This window comes from Novosphingobium sp. BW1 (assembly GCF_008107685.1).
GTDB lineage: Bacteria > Pseudomonadota > Alphaproteobacteria > Sphingomonadales > Sphingomonadaceae > Novosphingobium.
Genome location: NZ_VIRF01000078.1, coordinates 436,415 through 452,269, shown reverse-complemented (window position 1 = coordinate 452,269; position 15,855 = coordinate 436,415). Strand labels below are relative to the sequence as shown.

16 protein-coding genes, 2 pseudogenes and 2 riboswitches are annotated in these 15,855 nt (G+C 65.1%); of the genes and pseudogenes, 12 read left to right on the top strand and 6 right to left on the bottom strand.

Translation table 11 applies throughout. The annotated features are described in order from the left end of the window. A pseudogene (locus tag FMM79_RS14360) lies at nt 1-163 on the top strand (IS630 family transposase); the annotation flags it as partial. Here FMM79_RS14360 and FMM79_RS14355 read toward each other — a convergent pair. The 3 genes from FMM79_RS14355 to FMM79_RS22295 all read right to left on the bottom strand — a co-directional run bounded on the left by FMM79_RS14355 (nt 126) and on the right by FMM79_RS22295 (nt 2,456). Beyond that, a complete protein-coding gene (locus tag FMM79_RS14355; protein ID WP_148628100.1) occupies nt 126-638 on the bottom strand; it encodes a helix-turn-helix domain-containing protein in 513 nt (170 codons plus the stop codon). The pseudogene FMM79_RS14360 and the gene FMM79_RS14355 sit on opposite strands and share 38 nt — an antisense overlap. A gap of 398 nt (nt 639-1,036) precedes the next feature. After that, a complete protein-coding gene (locus tag FMM79_RS14350) occupies nt 1,037-2,107 on the bottom strand; it encodes a diguanylate cyclase domain-containing protein (RefSeq protein ID WP_162528518.1) in 1,071 nt (356 codons plus the stop codon). Beyond that, a complete protein-coding gene (locus FMM79_RS22295; protein ID WP_162528517.1) occupies nt 1,998-2,456 on the bottom strand; it encodes a response regulator in 459 nt (152 codons plus the stop codon). Before FMM79_RS22295 ends, FMM79_RS14350 begins: the two co-directional genes overlap by 110 nt. Before the next feature lie 221 nt (nt 2,457-2,677). Between FMM79_RS22295 and FMM79_RS14340 the strand changes: the two are divergent. Further along, nucleotides 2,678-3,395 (top strand): annotated as a pseudogene (locus FMM79_RS14340) (IS5 family transposase); the annotation flags it as partial. A 39-nt stretch (nt 3,396-3,434) separates the two neighbouring features. Next, entirely contained in the window at nt 3,435-3,788 is a 354-nt protein-coding gene (locus FMM79_RS21930; RefSeq protein ID WP_148628156.1) for a response regulator transcription factor, read from the top strand. A 15-nt stretch (nt 3,789-3,803) separates the two neighbouring features. On the opposite strand, the gene FMM79_RS14330 is transcribed toward FMM79_RS21930, so the two are convergent. From FMM79_RS14330 to FMM79_RS14320, 3 genes are read right to left on the bottom strand one after another with little or no spacing between them, the layout of a single operon-like run. Continuing rightward, nucleotides 3,804-5,183 carry a cobyrinate a,c-diamide synthase gene (locus tag FMM79_RS14330; protein ID WP_148628097.1) on the bottom strand — a complete coding sequence of 460 codons (1,380 nt, stop codon included), beginning with the start codon at nt 5,181-5,183 and terminating at the stop codon, nt 3,804-3,806. Beyond that, complete coding sequence (gene cobO / locus FMM79_RS14325) at nt 5,180-5,815, bottom strand: cob(I)yrinic acid a,c-diamide adenosyltransferase (protein WP_240339197.1); 636 nt, start codon at nt 5,813-5,815, stop codon at nt 5,180-5,182. The genes FMM79_RS14330 and cobO overlap by 4 nt, the downstream gene beginning before the upstream one ends. Next, nucleotides 5,812-6,396, bottom strand: a complete 585-nt coding sequence (locus FMM79_RS14320) for a hypothetical protein (protein WP_148628096.1) — start codon at nt 6,394-6,396, stop codon at nt 5,812-5,814. Before FMM79_RS14320 ends, cobO begins: the two co-directional genes overlap by 4 nt. A gap of 225 nt (nt 6,397-6,621) precedes the next feature. Next, nucleotides 6,622-6,829, bottom strand: a riboswitch (cobalamin riboswitch). 62 nt (nt 6,830-6,891) lie between these two features. Then, a riboswitch (cobalamin riboswitch) is annotated at nt 6,892-7,080 on the top strand. A gap of 221 nt (nt 7,081-7,301) precedes the next feature. On the opposite strand from FMM79_RS14320, the gene FMM79_RS14315 reads away from it, so the two are divergent. Genes FMM79_RS14315 through cobU form a run of 9 tightly spaced genes read left to right on the top strand, consistent with a single transcriptional unit; the run spans nt 7,302 to nt 15,854 of the window. Next, nucleotides 7,302-9,233 carry a TonB-dependent siderophore receptor gene (locus tag FMM79_RS14315; protein ID WP_148628095.1) on the top strand — a complete coding sequence of 644 codons (1,932 nt, stop codon included), beginning with the start codon at nt 7,302-7,304 and terminating at the stop codon, nt 9,231-9,233. Then, nucleotides 9,233-9,652 carry a DUF1636 domain-containing protein gene (locus FMM79_RS14310; protein ID WP_148628094.1) on the top strand — a complete coding sequence of 140 codons (420 nt, stop codon included), beginning with the start codon at nt 9,233-9,235 and terminating at the stop codon, nt 9,650-9,652. Before FMM79_RS14315 ends, FMM79_RS14310 begins: the two co-directional genes overlap by 1 nt. Further along, nucleotides 9,649-10,668 carry a nicotinate-nucleotide--dimethylbenzimidazole phosphoribosyltransferase gene (cobT, locus tag FMM79_RS14305; protein WP_148628093.1) on the top strand — a complete coding sequence of 340 codons (1,020 nt, stop codon included), beginning with the start codon at nt 9,649-9,651 and terminating at the stop codon, nt 10,666-10,668. Before FMM79_RS14310 ends, cobT begins: the two co-directional genes overlap by 4 nt. Next, nucleotides 10,665-11,246 carry a histidine phosphatase family protein gene (locus FMM79_RS14300; RefSeq protein WP_148628092.1) on the top strand — a complete coding sequence of 194 codons (582 nt, stop codon included), beginning with the start codon at nt 10,665-10,667 and terminating at the stop codon, nt 11,244-11,246. Before cobT ends, FMM79_RS14300 begins: the two co-directional genes overlap by 4 nt. Continuing rightward, nucleotides 11,243-11,956: an adenosylcobinamide-GDP ribazoletransferase gene (locus tag FMM79_RS14295; RefSeq protein WP_148628091.1), complete on the top strand. Its 714-nt coding sequence runs from the start codon at nt 11,243-11,245 to the stop codon at nt 11,954-11,956. The genes FMM79_RS14300 and FMM79_RS14295 overlap by 4 nt, the downstream gene beginning before the upstream one ends. Next, a complete protein-coding gene (locus FMM79_RS14290; RefSeq protein ID WP_148628090.1) occupies nt 11,953-12,933 on the top strand; it encodes an aminotransferase class I/II-fold pyridoxal phosphate-dependent enzyme in 981 nt (326 codons plus the stop codon). Before FMM79_RS14295 ends, FMM79_RS14290 begins: the two co-directional genes overlap by 4 nt. Beyond that, complete coding sequence (gene cbiB, locus FMM79_RS14285) at nt 12,926-13,879, top strand: adenosylcobinamide-phosphate synthase CbiB (protein WP_148628089.1); 954 nt, start codon at nt 12,926-12,928, stop codon at nt 13,877-13,879. The genes FMM79_RS14290 and cbiB overlap by 8 nt, the downstream gene beginning before the upstream one ends. After that, nucleotides 13,867-15,327 carry a cobyric acid synthase gene (locus tag FMM79_RS14280; RefSeq protein ID WP_148628088.1) on the top strand — a complete coding sequence of 487 codons (1,461 nt, stop codon included), beginning with the start codon at nt 13,867-13,869 and terminating at the stop codon, nt 15,325-15,327. Before cbiB ends, FMM79_RS14280 begins: the two co-directional genes overlap by 13 nt. After that, the gene (gene cobU, locus FMM79_RS14275) at nt 15,324-15,854 is read left to right on the top strand and encodes a bifunctional adenosylcobinamide kinase/adenosylcobinamide-phosphate guanylyltransferase (RefSeq protein WP_205466670.1); all 531 of its coding nucleotides are present in this window, start codon (nt 15,324-15,326) and stop codon (nt 15,852-15,854) included. The genes FMM79_RS14280 and cobU overlap by 4 nt, the downstream gene beginning before the upstream one ends. Nucleotide 15,855 lies beyond the last annotated feature (1 nt).

Below are 15,855 nucleotides of genomic sequence, written 5' to 3'. Positions count from 1 at the left end.
GAAAAACGGCGTATTCCATTCCGTTGTAGACCTGCAGGCAGCCATCAACCGCTTCATCAAAGAGCACAACGAGGATCCGCGTCCCTTCGTCTGGAAAGCCGACCCCCACGACATCATCGCCGCTGTCAGGCGCGGGCACCAAACGTTGGAATCAATCCACTAGAAAGCAGATTAGATCGGAGCCTTCGAATTTCTGCCTGCAATTCAGAAATTGCGACGGTCTCCGAAATTTTTTGATCTCGTGTTTTTGTGAGCTCTGCAAAACGTTTTATCGTCGGGGCGAGGCTGAGGCCTGAAGCCCATCGTATTTGGCCATCAACACGTTCACCCCATCTTGCCCCGTTAGCTGACGTAGTGATCTTGATGAATCCCTCGGTTCGCAGCTCCCGCTGTGCATTGTTGATGCTTCTCTCAGAAATGCCAATCTCTCGTGCTATTCGTCCAACGCGCATCCATGATGTGCAGATTGAGCCGTGAAGGAAGTCCACACGGTTCGCACGTCGACAAAGAAACATCAGCAGGTCAAAAGCGGATGGCGTTAAACCTAATCCTTTTCGGCCGAGGTCCTGCAGGACTTGAAGAAGGTCAGATTTTGATTGTCCGGCAGGTAAGCCGGTATGGCGGCCAGAAACGCTCATAGCTTGGGCTCCAAGGCCAAGCTTGCCATGCCGACGATGCTTCCGTAGAAACTGCTTATAGCTGACGCGCTATGAAAATTGCCGCTGAGAAGGGTTGCCGCCCTTCCAGCGGTTTTTCTTTGTCTGTCCGGTGGTCGATACCGCCAGGAATAGTTAGCCAAAAATTTTGGGATGCCGCAGGATTCGGTCGGTCGGGTAGGGGTGGTTTGCCAAATCAAGTAATTGATTTTAAAGGAAATGATGAACCCAGCAGGGCTCACCACCTTTTCCAAACAGAATCTTGAAATTGCCCCGCGGGTAAAGAGCACGAGATAGCTTTTCGGTTGCTGAAGGCCGCAGGTATGCCAGCTCAGTGTCGAGCTGAGCGTCTCGGCGCCAGTTGCATATGCCTTTTGGCGTCAGGGGCGAGCGATGTTGTTGCCGGCAATTGTGGAACGCAGCGGGAAGGCCGTTGGCGTGCTGGGTACCTGAAAGGGAAGCGGGGAAAGCGCCTCGCAGCTGGTTCGCATCTCGTCCATATGCTCGTGGATGGTGCGTACCAGCAGGGCGATTCGCGCGTCATTGGCGTCTCGCAAGGCTGTCTCGGTCCCCGCAGCAAGTGAATACAGGTGCGTTGCGCCGAGCGTGTCGGCGCTCCCTTTCAGTTTGTAAATCCGGCGGGCAAAGTGCAGGGTCGCCTCATCCTCCTCCATGTCCACGTACTTGCGCGGTTCCACAAGGTCCTCGAATTGATCAAGCAACTTGGCGACAAGAGTTATGAATAGCTCTCGGTTGCCGCACAGGCGGTGGCGTGACAAGTTGTTGTCGATGCCCTTGATTTCGGGCCAGCGAGCTCCCTTTTCAGAGGAGGCTCCTTCGGTAGGAGACGAGCGGCGGCGGCCAGAACGATAGACGAAGCGTGCCCGGCCTGTATCTTTCGCTTCGGTAAGGGCCTGCGCCGCGCGCTCGACGAGATCCCGGGCTATGGCCTCGACTGTGGTCTCTGTGTCGATGTCGCCGGATGGCTCCAGGCAGGCAAGGCCCAGACTGACGGTCACATGGTCTGCGACCCGGGAGCGCAGGTGTGGTAGCGCGGCGTCCTCTAGGGCTGTCAGTATCGCCTGTCCCACCTCCATGCCCCCGGCTGCAGGGGTGTGAGGCAGGATCAGGGCCAGCTCCTCTCCGCCAATGCGAGCCACAGCGTCCGCGGGACGGCGCGCGCAGGTTTGCAACAGTTGTGCGACCTTGTTCAGGCACTCGTCACCCGCGGCATGGCCATACTGATCGTTGAAGAGCTTGAAATGATCGAGGTCGACGAGGATCAAACTGAGCGGTTCGCGGCTTCGGCGAGCGCGGGCCAGTTCGTTGTGCAGCACCTCGTCATAGCGGCGTCGGTTGATGAGCCCGGTTAGCGGATCGGTCAGGTTGAGCAGCTCGAGCTCGCGGGTCAGACGGGCCAGTTCCAACTGCGTTTTCACGCGGGCGCGCAAAACCGCTCCATGGGGGGGCTTGGAGATCATGGGGGGGCTTGGAGATAAAGTCCACGGCGCCGCTTTCCAGGCCTTCGATCGCGAAGGCTTCTCCGGTCTGTGCCGTGAGGAAGATGATGGGCACGTGTGCAAGGCGCGCGTCGTCGTGCAGGGCACGGCACAGATCAATTCCGTGAGTGCCGGGTAACTCGGTGTCCAGCAGGATCAGGTCAGGCACGCGCTGTGTGATCTGCTTCATCGCCTCGCTTGCGTTAGCGGCTACGCGAGGCCGCGTAAGTGGGGCGAGCTGTTCGATGAGAATCTGGGTCATGATGGGATCGCCATCAATCGTGAGAATGTCGTGCTCCACCCCATACCCCTTCTGCAGCGCCGGGAGGGTCCAGACGGTAAAGGCCAAATCAAAACGCTGGCTTAGGGTGAAGGTAGGTGTAAGCTCTCGTTTTGGCGTCAACCGACTGTGCCTCGGCGCGAGGCGCCGACGCTATCCGGCCAGCGTTGCCATCGCTGTGGCTTTGTTGGGCAAATACCTGAACGATTTCGCTCGCGAATCTAATGGGATAAGGGAAGGTGATGAGCAAACCGCCCCGCTCCGGTTACCGCACGACGAACTGGAAGTCCTACAATGCAGCGCTGGCGCAGAGAGGTTCGCTTCAGGTCTGGTTTGATCCCGGGATGCAATGGTTGTCCGCGCCCACCGGCAAGCGCGGGCGCCAGCCTGTCTTCTCGGATGTGGCGATCCAGGCCTGCCTGACGCTGAAGGGCGTGTTTAAGCTGCCTTTGCGCCAGACAACCGGCATGGTTGCCAGCCTTCTCGAGATGGCCGGGTTTAATTGGCCGGTGCCGGATTTTAGCACCCTGAGCCGAAGGCAGAAAACCCTGCTGGTCGAGATCCCCTGTCAGCCCAGTTCCGGACCGCTGCACCTGCTGATTGACAGCACGGGCATCAAGGCCGTCGGAGACGGGGAATGGTGCAGGCGCAAGAATGGCCCCTCCAAGCGCCGCCAATGGCGCAAAATCCATCGGGGCGTGGACCTAGGATCGTTGGATATCCACGCTATCGAAGTGACCGGCAGCCGGGTTGGCGATTCCCCTATGCTACTGCCCTGCGCGATGCCTGCGCCATCATTCCCGCTCGCAGCAATGCCCAATCTTGGCTCCAGAGTTTGCGGCCCGCAATGAAATCGTGCGCTCAAGCCAGCGGTTTGGCAGGGCGATATGGACGCGATGGAGCGGCTGTCGCCAGCGCAGCCTTGTCGAAACGAAAGTGCATTGCTTCAAGTTGCTGGGGTCGCTGCGTCTTATCCATCAGGGGGAGAAGGTCATACCCATGGCGCTGCTCGAGCATCTCGCGCTCAAGCGGCCGCTGATCGAGGAGGAGGCCGAGATCAAGGTCGAACTGGGCGAACTGTTGTCCGAGCGCGAGATCGACACGCTGCACTGCCTGATGATGGGCTATCCCAATAAGGTGATCGCCTATCGTCTCGATATCAGCGAGGTGACCGTGAAAGTTCACGTCAAGGCGATCCTGCGCAAGCTCATGGTCCAGAACCGCACCCAGACCGCGATCTGGGCGGTCAACCAGGGGCACGCCCTGGCCAATGGGCGCCTCGTGGATGTGGAGCCCGGCGAGGTCGTGCCGTCCGAGGATGCGCCGCCGCCGCTGTTGGCCATGGCGCACTGAGGGGGCGCAAGGCCATTAGGCCTTTGCGGGTTGCGGCGTGGGACCGGTGCCGTCGGCAGGACGGTCGGCATCGGCACGCGTTGCGCTTTTCTGGAATAGGAGCGCCGTCGCTTCCGGGGCGGACGCGAAATAGAGGTGCATGTAGGTGGCGGTGAGACGACCGCTTTCAAAGACGCCTTCACCGGTGCGACCGCGCGGTGAGCGCGATTGCGCGATCGGCGACAGCGACGTTTCCATGGTCGAGTAGTGGAAGGTGTGGCCGCGCAGGCTCCCGCCCTTGAGGGCGACTTCCTGAAGACCAAGGGCGGCCAGGCGCGGTTGCAGCGCCGCGTCGCCGGGCAGTAGCCCGGCCATCGCGACAGGTGCGCCTTCACGCGGGGCGAGAGTTTCAAGACAAAAAAGCATGCCGCCGCATTCGGCAAGGATGGGCTTGCCTACGCAGTGGTGGCGGTGGATGTCCGCGATTAAGGATATGTTCGCTGACAGGCGCTCGGCGTGAAGTTCGGGGTATCCTCCCGGCAACCAAACGGCATCACAGGCGGGAAGCGCCGTGTCCTCCAGTGGCGAGAAATAGGAAATCCGTGCGCCGAGCGCTTCGAGGCAGGCGATGTTGGCGGGATAGATGAAGCCGAAGGCGGCATCCCGGGCCACAGCGATCGTGTGCCCCTCCAATGCGCGCGTAGGCGCCATGTGCGGGGCGGGTGGCGTGAAGGTCACGGCCTCGGGCAGCCAGTCGGCGCCGTCCGGGAGGCTGGCCGCGGCCCGGTCAAGGCGCGCGTCGAGATCGGCGATCTCATTGGCCTGGAGAAGGCCGAGGTGGCGCTCGGGAAAGGCCAGGTCAGGATCGCGCGCGAGCGCGCCCAGCCAGGCGATGCCGTTGGGCAGGCTCTCTTCAAGCATTTCGCCGTGACGCGCACTGCCCACCCGATTGGCCAGAACACCCAGAAGGCGCGTGTCGCTGCGATAGCGCGCCAGCCCCAGCACCAGTGCGCCGAAGGTCTGCGCCATGGCCGACCCGTCGAGCACGGCCAGCACCGGCAGGCCGAACCGTGCGGCGAGGTCGGCGGCGCTCGGGTCTCCGTCGTAAAGCCCCATGACCCCTTCGACGAGGATCACGTCGGCGTCTCTGGCGGCCTCATGCAGCAGGCGCCGGCATTCCTCCTCGCCGACCATGAACAGGTCGAGCTGGTGGACCGGAGCCCCGCTCGCACGTTCGAGGATCATCGGGTCGAGGAAATCCGGCCCGCACTTGAACACGCGCACGCGCCGCCCGGCACGCCGGTGGCGGCGGGCGAGGGCGGCGGTCACCAGCGTCTTGCCCTGGCCCGAAGCCGGAGAAGAGACGAGCAGGGCAGGGCACTGCGTGCTGTCGGTTGCGAGGCCGGAGAGGCTCACAGGTCGATCCCGACCTGCGCGCGTACGCCCGCACGAAAGGCATGCTTCTCGTCGCGGATGGCGCTGACCGTATCGGCCAGTTCGACCAGCTCCTCGTGCGCCGCGCGGCCGGTGATGACCACATGTTGCATTTCGGGGCGGCCCCGGATCGCGGGCAGGATTTCGTCGAGTTCCAGGTAGCGGTAGGTGACAAGGTAGGTGAGCTCGTCAAGCACAACCAGGGAGATATCGGGATCGGCAAGGGCGGCCTTGGCCTTCTCCCAGCCTGCGCGCGCGGCGGCAATGTCGCGCGCGCGGTTCTGGGTCTCCCAGGTGAAGCCCTCGCCGCAGTTCTCCCATGTCACGCCCTCCTGACGCGAGAGGAAGGCGCGTTCGCCGACGTCTTCCTTGCCCTTGATGAACTGGAATACCGCTGCCTTGCGCCCATAGCCGAGTGTGCGCGCGACCATCCCGAAGGCGCTGGAGCTCTTGCCCTTGCCGTTGCCGGTCAGGACAAGCACCAGGCCCTTGTCGATCCTGGCGGCGGCGATGCGGGCATCGACGACCTTCTTGTGCTTGGCCGTGCGCATCTTGTGGCGACGCTCCTCTTCGCTCAGCGTCGCGGTTTCGATTTGGCTGGAACTGTCGCTCACCGGACGGCCTCGCGGCGCAGGTCGGGGCGTGCGCTCAGGGTGAGCGCCCAGAGCGCTGCGGCAATACCGCTCCAGGTCAGCGAGGCGACCAGTGCGCGAGGGAAGTAGCGTGCGAAGCGGGGCGCGAACTCGGCCAGCGTCGGATCGGGATAGCGCCCGCCCAGGAAGTAGAAGCCGCCGCTCGAACACAAGTGCGCCACGACCGTCGCCCCGGCGACAAGAAGGGCCGTCGTGGGCAGCGAGGACAGGCGTTCGGGCAGGGTGGCGGCGAAGCGTCCGGCCATCCACATCGCGGCGTAGGCGGGCACCAGCATGGCGTAGGCCGGGGTGTAGCAGAAATCCGAAACGCCCAGCACCGACATTGAGACCACATCGATGGCATAGGCCAGGCCGAACAGCCCCGCAAAACCGGCGGCGCGGCGCACGAAGTAGCCGAGCACGAAGAAGCTGGCGAGCGCGGTGCTGGGCACATGCTCCATGTGGGTCAGCGCGTGCGAGCGGGTGAGCAGCATCACGGCGGCAAGGGTGGCAAAGATCGTCCACTGGACGCGGGACGAGGAAAGGGCAGGGGAGCGGTGCATACGGGGTATCTCCTTGTGCAAAAGGGGAAAGGTCGCGTCGGCGCGTGCCGCAACAAGGACACGGCCACAGGAAGCCGCAAAGACGGGCCTGGCTGGAATCTGAAAAAAGTTCAGCAGTAAGGCATAGATCACAGGCTCCCTTCGACGCGACACACGAATGTCGTCCGCCAAGGGATACCCCCGCTGGTCGCGAGGCCCTCGTCCGCTCGGTTCATCCCGCCCGTGCGAAGAACGACGGCATCGGGCCGGTTTCCTGACTTTCCGGATCACAGCGCGCTATCACCGCCTTCTCGGGAGATCCCTCCCAATGGCACCTGGCGATACGCTCCCCGGTCACAGTTGCGGGAGCAGTGCCGGCCCAGATTGCCTTCTCGACAATCTTTCCGGACTTCCCGATTAAGCCCTCTCGGGCACCCGTTGCGCCCCCACGATTAGGCGAGCATCGGCTTTCTCGCAAGCATATTGCACTTGCGCGGGACGCACCGGGGCGATAGTTCGCGGGGCCAAGCGACAGGTTCCCCGCAAGGGGATCAAAAGGGAACCGGGTGCAAGACCCGGGCTGCCCCTGCAACTGTAAGCGGTTAGCGATCCGGCCAATCTGCCATTGGGACATGTGTCCTGAGAAGGCGGCCGGAGCGCCCTGACCCGCGAGCCAGGAGACCTGCCTGACGCCGTCGTTCTTCATCCGGGCAGGGTGTACCGGGTGTTCGAGGGCCGCGCCGTCACAGGTCAAGGTCATCCCTCGCGTAGCGACAGCCACCGCCTTGCCGGATGCGATCCGGGCAGGGGCGTCGGGGCGTGCGCTCTTCTTCCCTCACAGGGGGCTGCGCCGTGCCGGGCCCTGTCGAAACGGATCGCAAGCTGGCGGGCAAACCGTTGTTTGTATGAAGGGAAATGTCCCGCCCGTGTTCAAGTCTACCTATCTCGCCGGTGTTTCGGCCCTGGTCTCCTCGCTTGTTCTCCTTGCTCCGGCTTGCGCCCATGCCGACGAGTCCCCTCCGGGGACGATCTACGTTACCGCGCTGCGCACCCCGGTCGCGGCCGAGCGCGTGTCCTCCAGCATCACCGTGCTCGACGAGGAGGCGATCGAAGAAGCGCAGACCTTCTCGGTCACTGACATCCTGCTGCGTACGCCCGGTGTCTCGATCTCGCGCAATGGCGGCTATGGAACCAGTACCAGCCTGCGTATCCGCGGCGCCGATGATGGCACCACGGTTATGGTGATCGACGGCATGCGTCTGTCCGATCCGTCCTCGACGGCGGGCGGTGTCAACGTCTCCAACCTGTTTCTCGACGATGCCGAGCGCATCGAGATCCTGCGTGGGCCGCAGTCAATCCTGTGGGGAAGCAATGCCATCGGCGGCGTCGTCAATGTGACTACGCGCAAGGCGTCCGAGCCGCTCGAAGGCAGCTTTGCCGCCGAGGCAGGCTCGAACCAGACCGTCTCGGCCCGCGCGGGCGTCGGCGGAACCAGCGATTTCGTTGACTGGCGCGTGGCGGGTTCCACTTTCCGCACCGATGGCATCTCGGCACGTTCGAGCGGCACTGAGGACGATGGCTACCGCCGCACCTCGGCAAGCGGTTCGGCCCGCTTCAAGCTGGCCCATGATGTCTCGCTGGACCTGCGCGGCTATTGGTCGGATGCCCGTTCGGAATTCGACGGATCTTTGGGCGATACCTATGCGTTCGGCACGACGCAGGAATGGTCGGGCTACGCCGGGCTCAACTTCGACCTGTTCGATGGGCGCCTCGTCAATCGGCTTGCGGTCACGCAGACGACCTCGGACCGCGAGAATTTCGATCCTGAGCGTGACATCCGCCAAATCACTTTCGACGCGCACGGCCGCCTGCGCCGCTTTGAATATCAGGGCACCTTCACGCTCAACGAAGCCGTGCAGGTCCTCTTCGGCGCCGAGCGCGAAGAGCAGCGCATGACCACCGCTTCGCCTGGCAACAACCTTGTTCCTTATGAACTGACGCGTCATGCGGTCGATACCGACAGTCTCTACGGCCAGTTGCGCGTGACCCCGCTCGACGGGCTCACGCTCGATGGCGGCGTGCGCTACGATCACCAATCGCGCTTTGGCGGCAACACCGTGGCGAGCGCGGGCGCGGCCTACTCGCCCAATGACGGCGTGACTGTGGTGCGCGCGAACTATTCCGAAGGCTACAAGGCGCCCTCGCTCTACCAGATGTTTTCGGCCTATGGTGTCGCCGATCTCAAGCCCGAGCAGGCCAAGGGCTGGGAAGTCGGGATTGAGCAGGGCCTGGGCGATATCCTGCGCGCGTCGGCCACCTGGTTCGAGCGGCGCACGACCAACCTCATAAATTTTGCCTATTGCCCGAGCGGCGCCGATCAGCCCGAAGTCTGCTACATTCCGGGCACCGACACCACGCGTTTTGGCTACTACGCCAATGTCGACAAGGCACAGGCCAAGGGACTGGAGCTGGCCGCGACGGCGCGTCTGGGCATCTTCTTCGCCAATGGCAACTACACCTGGACCCAGGCCGAGGACCGCACGCCCGAGGCATCGACTTATGGCCGCCAGCTGGCCCGCGTGCCGCGTCATACCGCCAATGTTGAAGGCGGTGTGGACGTTGCAGGCCTTCGGGCCAGTGTCGCTGCGCGCTATTCGGGCAAGACTTTCACCAGCTCCAGCAGTTCGACCGTGCTTGACGATTACTGGCTGGTTGATCTGCGCGCGCAGATGGAGGTGATGCCCGGGCTCACCTTACAGGCCCGCGTCGAGAATGTCGGCAATGAGCGCTACGAGACCGCGAGCGGCTACGGGATGCTGGGCCGCACGGTCTACGCCGGTATCCGGAGCCGCTTCTGATGTTGCGCGCGCTGGATGAGGGCGGAGCGGGAAAGACGCAGGTGGTGGTCTGCTCCACCTGCCGTCATACGTCCGAGGCGCGCGAGGACGGCGAGGGGCTGCGCGGCGGCGCGCGCCTCGCCGCGGCCTTGCGCGACGTGAAGGCCGCCGAGGAGGGTTTTGCCGGGGTCGAGGTGCAGGACATGCCCTGCCTCTTTGCCTGCAAGCGCTTTTGCACCATCCACATCCGCGCGCCCGGCAAGGTCGGGTACGTGCTGGGCGATTTTTCGGCCGACGCCGAGGCCGCCCGCGCGATCCTGACCTATGCGGCCGCCCATGCCCAGAGCGAAGAGGGCGTGGTGCGCTACGCCCATTGGCCAGACGGCGTGAAGGGCCACTTCATTACCCGCACTCCGCCCGAAGGATACCTGTGCACATGATCGCTTTTGAGAACCGCGACGCTTTCGTGGGCGCGCTCGCAAAGATGCCAGGGCCCGATACCGGGACCATCGCGGCTGCGCGCTTGCGGCAGAATCAGCTTACCAAGCCCGCTGGATCGCTCGGGCGACTGGAGGAAATCGCGGTATTCATGGCTGGATGGCAAGGGGCCGAGCGCCCACGGCTGGACGTGGTTCAGGCGGTGGTCTTTGCCGGAAATCATGGTGTCGCCGCGCGTGGGGTCAGTGCCTTTCCGGTCGAGGTGACTGCGCAGATGGTGGCCAACTTCGCGGGCGGCGGGGCGGCGATCAACGCACTTGCGGCTGCGTGCGGAGCTGACCTTTCCATCGTCGCGCTCGATCTCGACCGTCCAACCGGCGACATTGCCTGCGAATCGGCCATGGACGAGGCTGACTGCCTGGCGGCGCTGAATGCGGGCGCACGGGCCGTGAAGGAGGAGACCCAGCTTCTTTTCGTGGGTGAAATGGGCATTGCCAACACGACCCCTGCCGCCGCCCTTGCGGCGATGGCGTTCGGCGGGCAGGCTGCGGACTGGTGCGGACGCGGTACCGGGCTCGATACAGCGGGTGTTGCGCGCAAGGTTGCCGCGGTTGAGGCCGCGCTGGCGCTCCATGCCGGGGCCTGCACCGATCCCTTGGAGACCCTGCGCCGCCTTGGCGGGCGTGAAATCGCCGCGATGGCAGGTGCTATGCTGGCCGCGCGCATGCGGCGCATTCCCGTGCTGCTCGACGGCTTCATTGCCTCGGCATCAATCGCGCCGCTGGCTGCGGCTTTCCCGAACTTTCCCGACCATTGTCTGGCTGCGCACCGTTCGGCCGAAGCCGCCCATGGGCGACTGTTGGACCACCTCGGGCTACAGCCGTTGCTCGCGCTGGAGATGCGGCTGGGCGAGGGTTCTGGCGCGGCGGTGGCGGTGCCGCTGGTGCGCGCCGCGCTGGCCGCGCACGGCGAGATGGCGACCTTTGCCGAGGCCGAGGTGGCGGGCGGGAGCGCATGAACGTGCGGCGCGTCCACCTTGTCCGGCATGTCCCACCAGTCAGCCCGGGATTGCTGTGGGGGCATGGTGACGTCGCGCCCGCCGTGGTCGATTGCACCACGCTTCACCAGCGCGTGCAGGAGGTGGCGCCGACGCGGCTGGTGAGCTCGGACCTTGCACGCGCGATGCTTCCTGCGCAGCGAGTGGCCGAGAAGCTGGGACTGGAACTGGAGACTTCCCCTGACTGGCGGGAACTCGATTTCGGGGCCTGGGACGGCCTTGCACCCGAGGCCATCGATGTCGATGCCCTGACTGCCTTCTGGGATGATCCGGAGGCAAATCCTCCTTCCGGCGGCGAGCGCTGGTCGCAGCTTTGCACCCGCGTGTGCGCAGGGCTCGCCGCACTGGAAGACAGCGCGCTGGTGGTGACGCACGCAGGCGCGATGCGTGCCGCGCTGTCGGTGCTGACAGGGCTCGATCATCACGGCGTCTGGGCCATTGATCTGCCTCACCGGGCGCGGCTAACCTTGCGGATCTGGCCGGGCTCGAAATTGGCGGGGCAGGTCGTGGGGCTCGATACAGGGAATGCCTTGCCATGAAGGCACCAATCCTGGCGCTCCAGTTGATGACGCGCCTGCCGCTGCCGGATGTGAAGGCGACGAGCGCGGACATGGCCCGCGCGATCCGCTGGTTTCCGCTGGCAGGAATGGTGGTCGGCGCCTGCCTCACTGGGGCGGTCTGGGCAGGTGGGCTCCACAGCGCCGCTCTTGCGGCCCTGTGTGGGCTTCTTGTCTGGGTCGGCATCACCGGCGCGCTTCATCTCGATGGTCTGGGCGACATTGCGGATGCGTCGGGCGCGGCCCACGTCGACCGTGCGCGCTTGTCCGCGGTTCTTGCGGATCCGCACATCGGAAGCTTCGGCGTGGTTGCCATCGTCCTGCAACTGCTTGCCAAGCTGGTCCTCCTGTTCCTCGCGTGCAGCAAGGTGCCTTGGCTAGGGCTGGTCCTCGTGCCCGTGGCGGCGCGCATTGCACCGCTGCTCTGGACGCTGATGCTGCCACCACTCCATGCAGGAATGGGCACGCGCTTCGGAAGCGGCGCAAACTGGCAGGTGTGCCTTGCCTGGTCCGCGTTGCTCGCGGTTTGCGCGTGGGCATTCGCACCTGCTCTCCTGGCCGTATTTCCGGCGAACGTGCTCTGGGCACTCTGGCTCAAGCGCCGTATCGGCGGCATTTCGGGCGATGGGCACGGTGCGGGAATCGAGATTGCCGAGACAGCGACGCTTGCGGCACTGGTGGTGCTGGCATGAGCGCCTTTGTGGCCCACGGCGGACGCCTCTCAGCGGCCTGCGCGCGCTACGGCGGGATGGCGGATGACTGGCTCGATCTTTCCACCGGCATCAATCCTGTGCCCTGGCCGGGGGCGGAGACTTATGTGCCTGACTGGCGGGCCTTGCCCGATCCGGCGGCACTGGCCCGGCTGGAGGCAGTTGCCGCGTCCCATTTCGAAGCTGATCCTGCTTCGTGTGCAGCGGTGCCGGGAAGCGAGTCGGGCCTTCGCGCTCTTGGAGAGGTTCTGCGGCAATTTCCGCTTGCGCGCGGGCCCCTCACGTATAGCACCTATGCCAAGGCTTTCGGCTCCGCTGCGAACGGAGCACCGGGCCCTACCGTGTCGGTCCTCACCAATCCCAACAACCCCGACGGCACCTTGCAGACGCGCACCGAGGTGCTGGCGGCGCTGGATCGTCAGGAGGCTGAAGGTGGCTGGCTGATCGTCGATGAAGCCTTTGCCGACGCGCATATGGGCGTGAGTGTTGCAGGCGAGGTGCGCGAAGGGCGCCGTCTTGTCGTGACCCGATCGTTTGGCAAGTTCTTCGGGCTTGCGGGGCTGCGTCTTGGTTTCGTGCTTGCGCCTCCGGCCATCCTTGATGCCCTACGCCGCCTGCACGGGGACTGGCCCCTGTCGAGCGCGGCCATCGATCTGGGGCTGGCGGCGTACGCGGACACCGACTGGATCGCGCAGGCAGGCCAGAAACTGCCCCGCTGTGCGCAGGCGCTCGACACGCTGCTTGCGCGTCACGGCCTCACCGCGCAGGGGGCTTCGCCGCTGTTTCGACTGGTGCGCACCGACAGAGCCGCTTCGCTCTTCGAGACACTCGCCCAAGCGCATATCCTGACCCGGCCTTTCGAGGGGCATCCCCAGCTTTTACGCTTCGGCTTGCCGGGCAGCGATCACGCGCTGGCCCGGCTGGAAGTGGCTCTCACGCGCTGGTCGTGTGATGGTTGAGGTCGCTGCCGTTATGGGCGCGCTGGTGCTCGATGCCGCGCTCGGCTGGCCCGATGGGTTTTACCGCCGGATTGGCCATCCGGTTGGGGCCTTCGCGCGGGTAATCGGCGGCCTCGAGCGCCGCTGGAACCTTGCAGATCTCTCGTTTTCCGCGCGGCGCGCGCGGGGTGTTGCCGCAATGATAGTGCTCGCGGTGATGGTGGGAGGGGCGGCCTGGGGCGTGGAAAACGTCGCAGACCGCCTGGCTGGTTCCTGGAGCTGGCTCCTGATCGCACTCGCCGCCTGGCCCGCGCTTGCCCAGCGCAGCCTGTACGAACATGTCACGCCCGTCCGCCGCGCGTTGGCCGCTGGCAATCTTCCCGCAGCCCGCGTGGCCGTGGGGCGCATTGTCGGGCGCGATACCCGGGAGCTGGACGCGCCGGGCGTGGCCCGCGCAGGTATCGAAAGCCTCGCGGAAAGCTTTTGCGACGGGGTGATCGCGCCGCTGTTCTGGTTCGTCCTCGCGGGCCTTCCGGGCCTGTGGGTCTATAAGGCGATCAACACCGCCGACAGCCTGATCGGCCACCCTGAAGAGCCGCTGCGCGCCTACGGCTGGGCGGCTGCGCGGATAGATGATCTTGCCAACTTCGTGCCCGCGCGCCTCAGCGGCGTTCTCATCTGTCTGGCAGGTGGAGGAGGCTGGCGCATCCTGTGGCGCGACCATGCCCGCCATGCCTCGCCCAACGCCGGTTGGAGCGAGGCCGCGATGGCAGGCACGTTGGGCCTGAGGCTCGCCGGTCCCTTGCACTACGACGGCATCCCGACCGAAAAGCCCTGGATTGGGGACGCGGGGGGCATTGCCGATGCACTGGCGATGCGCAAGGCCGAGACCATCTATCTGCGCGCCTGCCTGCTGGCCTGGCTGGCCTGCACGCTTGCTACGGGAGGCCGCGCATGTCTGGGGTGATGCTGCAGGGGACCGGCTCGGACGTGGGCAAGTCGGTACTGGTCGCGGGGCTTTGCCGCGCGCTTTCAAACAGGGGGCTGTCAGTCCTCCCGTTCAAGCCGCAGAACATGTCGAATAACGCCGCGGTTACCTGCGACGGGGGCGAAATCGGCCGGGCGCAGGCGCTTCAGGCGCTAGGAGCCCGCGCGCCGCTCCACACCGACATGAACCCGGTGTTGTTGAAGCCCCAGGCCGACCGTACCTCGCAGCTGATCGTGCACGGCAAGGTGCGCGGCACGCTGGGATCGGGCAACTTTCGCGAGGGACGTCGCAACCTTCTGAGTGAAGTGCTGACCAGTTGGACACGCCTGTCCGAACGCTGCGACGTGGTGCTGGTCGAGGGTGCGGGCTCACCCGCCGAGATCAATTTGCGCGGTGGGGACATCGCCAATATGGGCTTTGCCCGCGCGGCAGATGTCCCCGTCGTGCTGGTGGGCGATATCGACCGGGGCGGGGTGATCGCCTCTCTGGTGGGGACGCGCGCCGTGCTCGAGGCGGAGGACGCCGCGATGATCCGGGGCTTCATCGTCAACAAGTTCCGGGGTGATCCCGCGCTTTTTGCCGATGGTTATGCAGCTATCGAGGCGCGCACGGGCTGGCGCGGCTTTGGCCTCGTTCCCTGGCTGTTCGCCGTCGCCGACCTACCGAGCGAGGACGCGGTGGTGCTGGAAAAGCGGCAGGACCGCGCCGGGGGCAAGACGCTCATTGCCTGTCCGATGCTGCCGCGCATCGCCAACTTCGACGATCTCGATCCGCTGCGGGCCGAAGCGGGCGTCGAGGTGGCGATGATCCCGCCCGGAACGCCGATCCCTCCTGAGGCGGCCCTGATCGTCCTGCCTGGCTCCAAGGCGACGTGCGCCGACATGGACTTCGTACGCCAGCAGGGCTGGGACATCGACATCCTGGCCCATAACCGGCGCGGCGGGCGCGTGTTGGGGATCTGCGCAGGGTTTCAGATGCTGGGGCGGAGCATCGCCGATCCCGATGGCATCGAAGGTCCGGCAGGCGAGACGCCAGGGCTGGGCCTGCTGGACCACGCGACCGTACTGAGCCCGCGCAAGGCTCTGCGGCACGTGCGCGGGACCGCGCTGGGCGAAGCGTTCACCGGTTACGAGATGCACATGGGAGAAACAAAGGGCGCGGCGCGCGCGCGGCCGTTTGCGCAGCTCGAGCCGGATCGACCGGACGGGGCCATCTCGCCCGATGGCCGCGTCATGGGGACCTATTGCCATGGCCTCTTTGCGGCAGGGCCGTTTCGCCGTGCCATGCTGAACAGGATCGGCGTCGACAGCGCGGGGGAGGACCACGATGCGCGGGTCGATGCCGCGCTGGATAGGCTGGCCGAGGGGCTTGAGGCGCATCTTGATATCGACGCCCTGATCGCCCTGGCGAGGGAGAACAGTGAATGACGAGCCTGCTGGTTCTGGGAGGCGCACGCTCGGGCAAGTCGCGCTACGCGCAGGCGCGGATCGAGACCGTGCCGGGACGCCTGGCCTTCATCGCTACCGCGCATGCCTTCGATGCCGAGATGGAAGAGCGTATCGCCCGCCACCAGGCCGATCGCGACGCGCGCTGGACGACGTATGAGGCTCCGCTGGACCTTGCTGGAACGCTGAGGCGGGCGTCGCAGGAGGCCGACGCGGTGCTGGTCGATTGCCTGACCTTGTGGCTTTCCAATCTGATGCTGGGGGATGAGGATATTGCAGGGCGTTCCGTGCAGTTGCTCGATGCCCTGACCGGCTGCACGGTGCCGGTCGCCTTTGTCGCTAACGAGGTGGGTATGGGGATCGTGCCCGACAACGCGCTCTCGCGCCGCTTTCGTGACGAGGCTGGAAGGCTCAACCAGCGTCTCGCGCTCGAGGTGAACGAGGTCGTGTTCGTGGCGGCGGGACTGCCTCTTGCGCTAAAGGGCGCGGGCAAGTTTGCTGGGGGCTGAT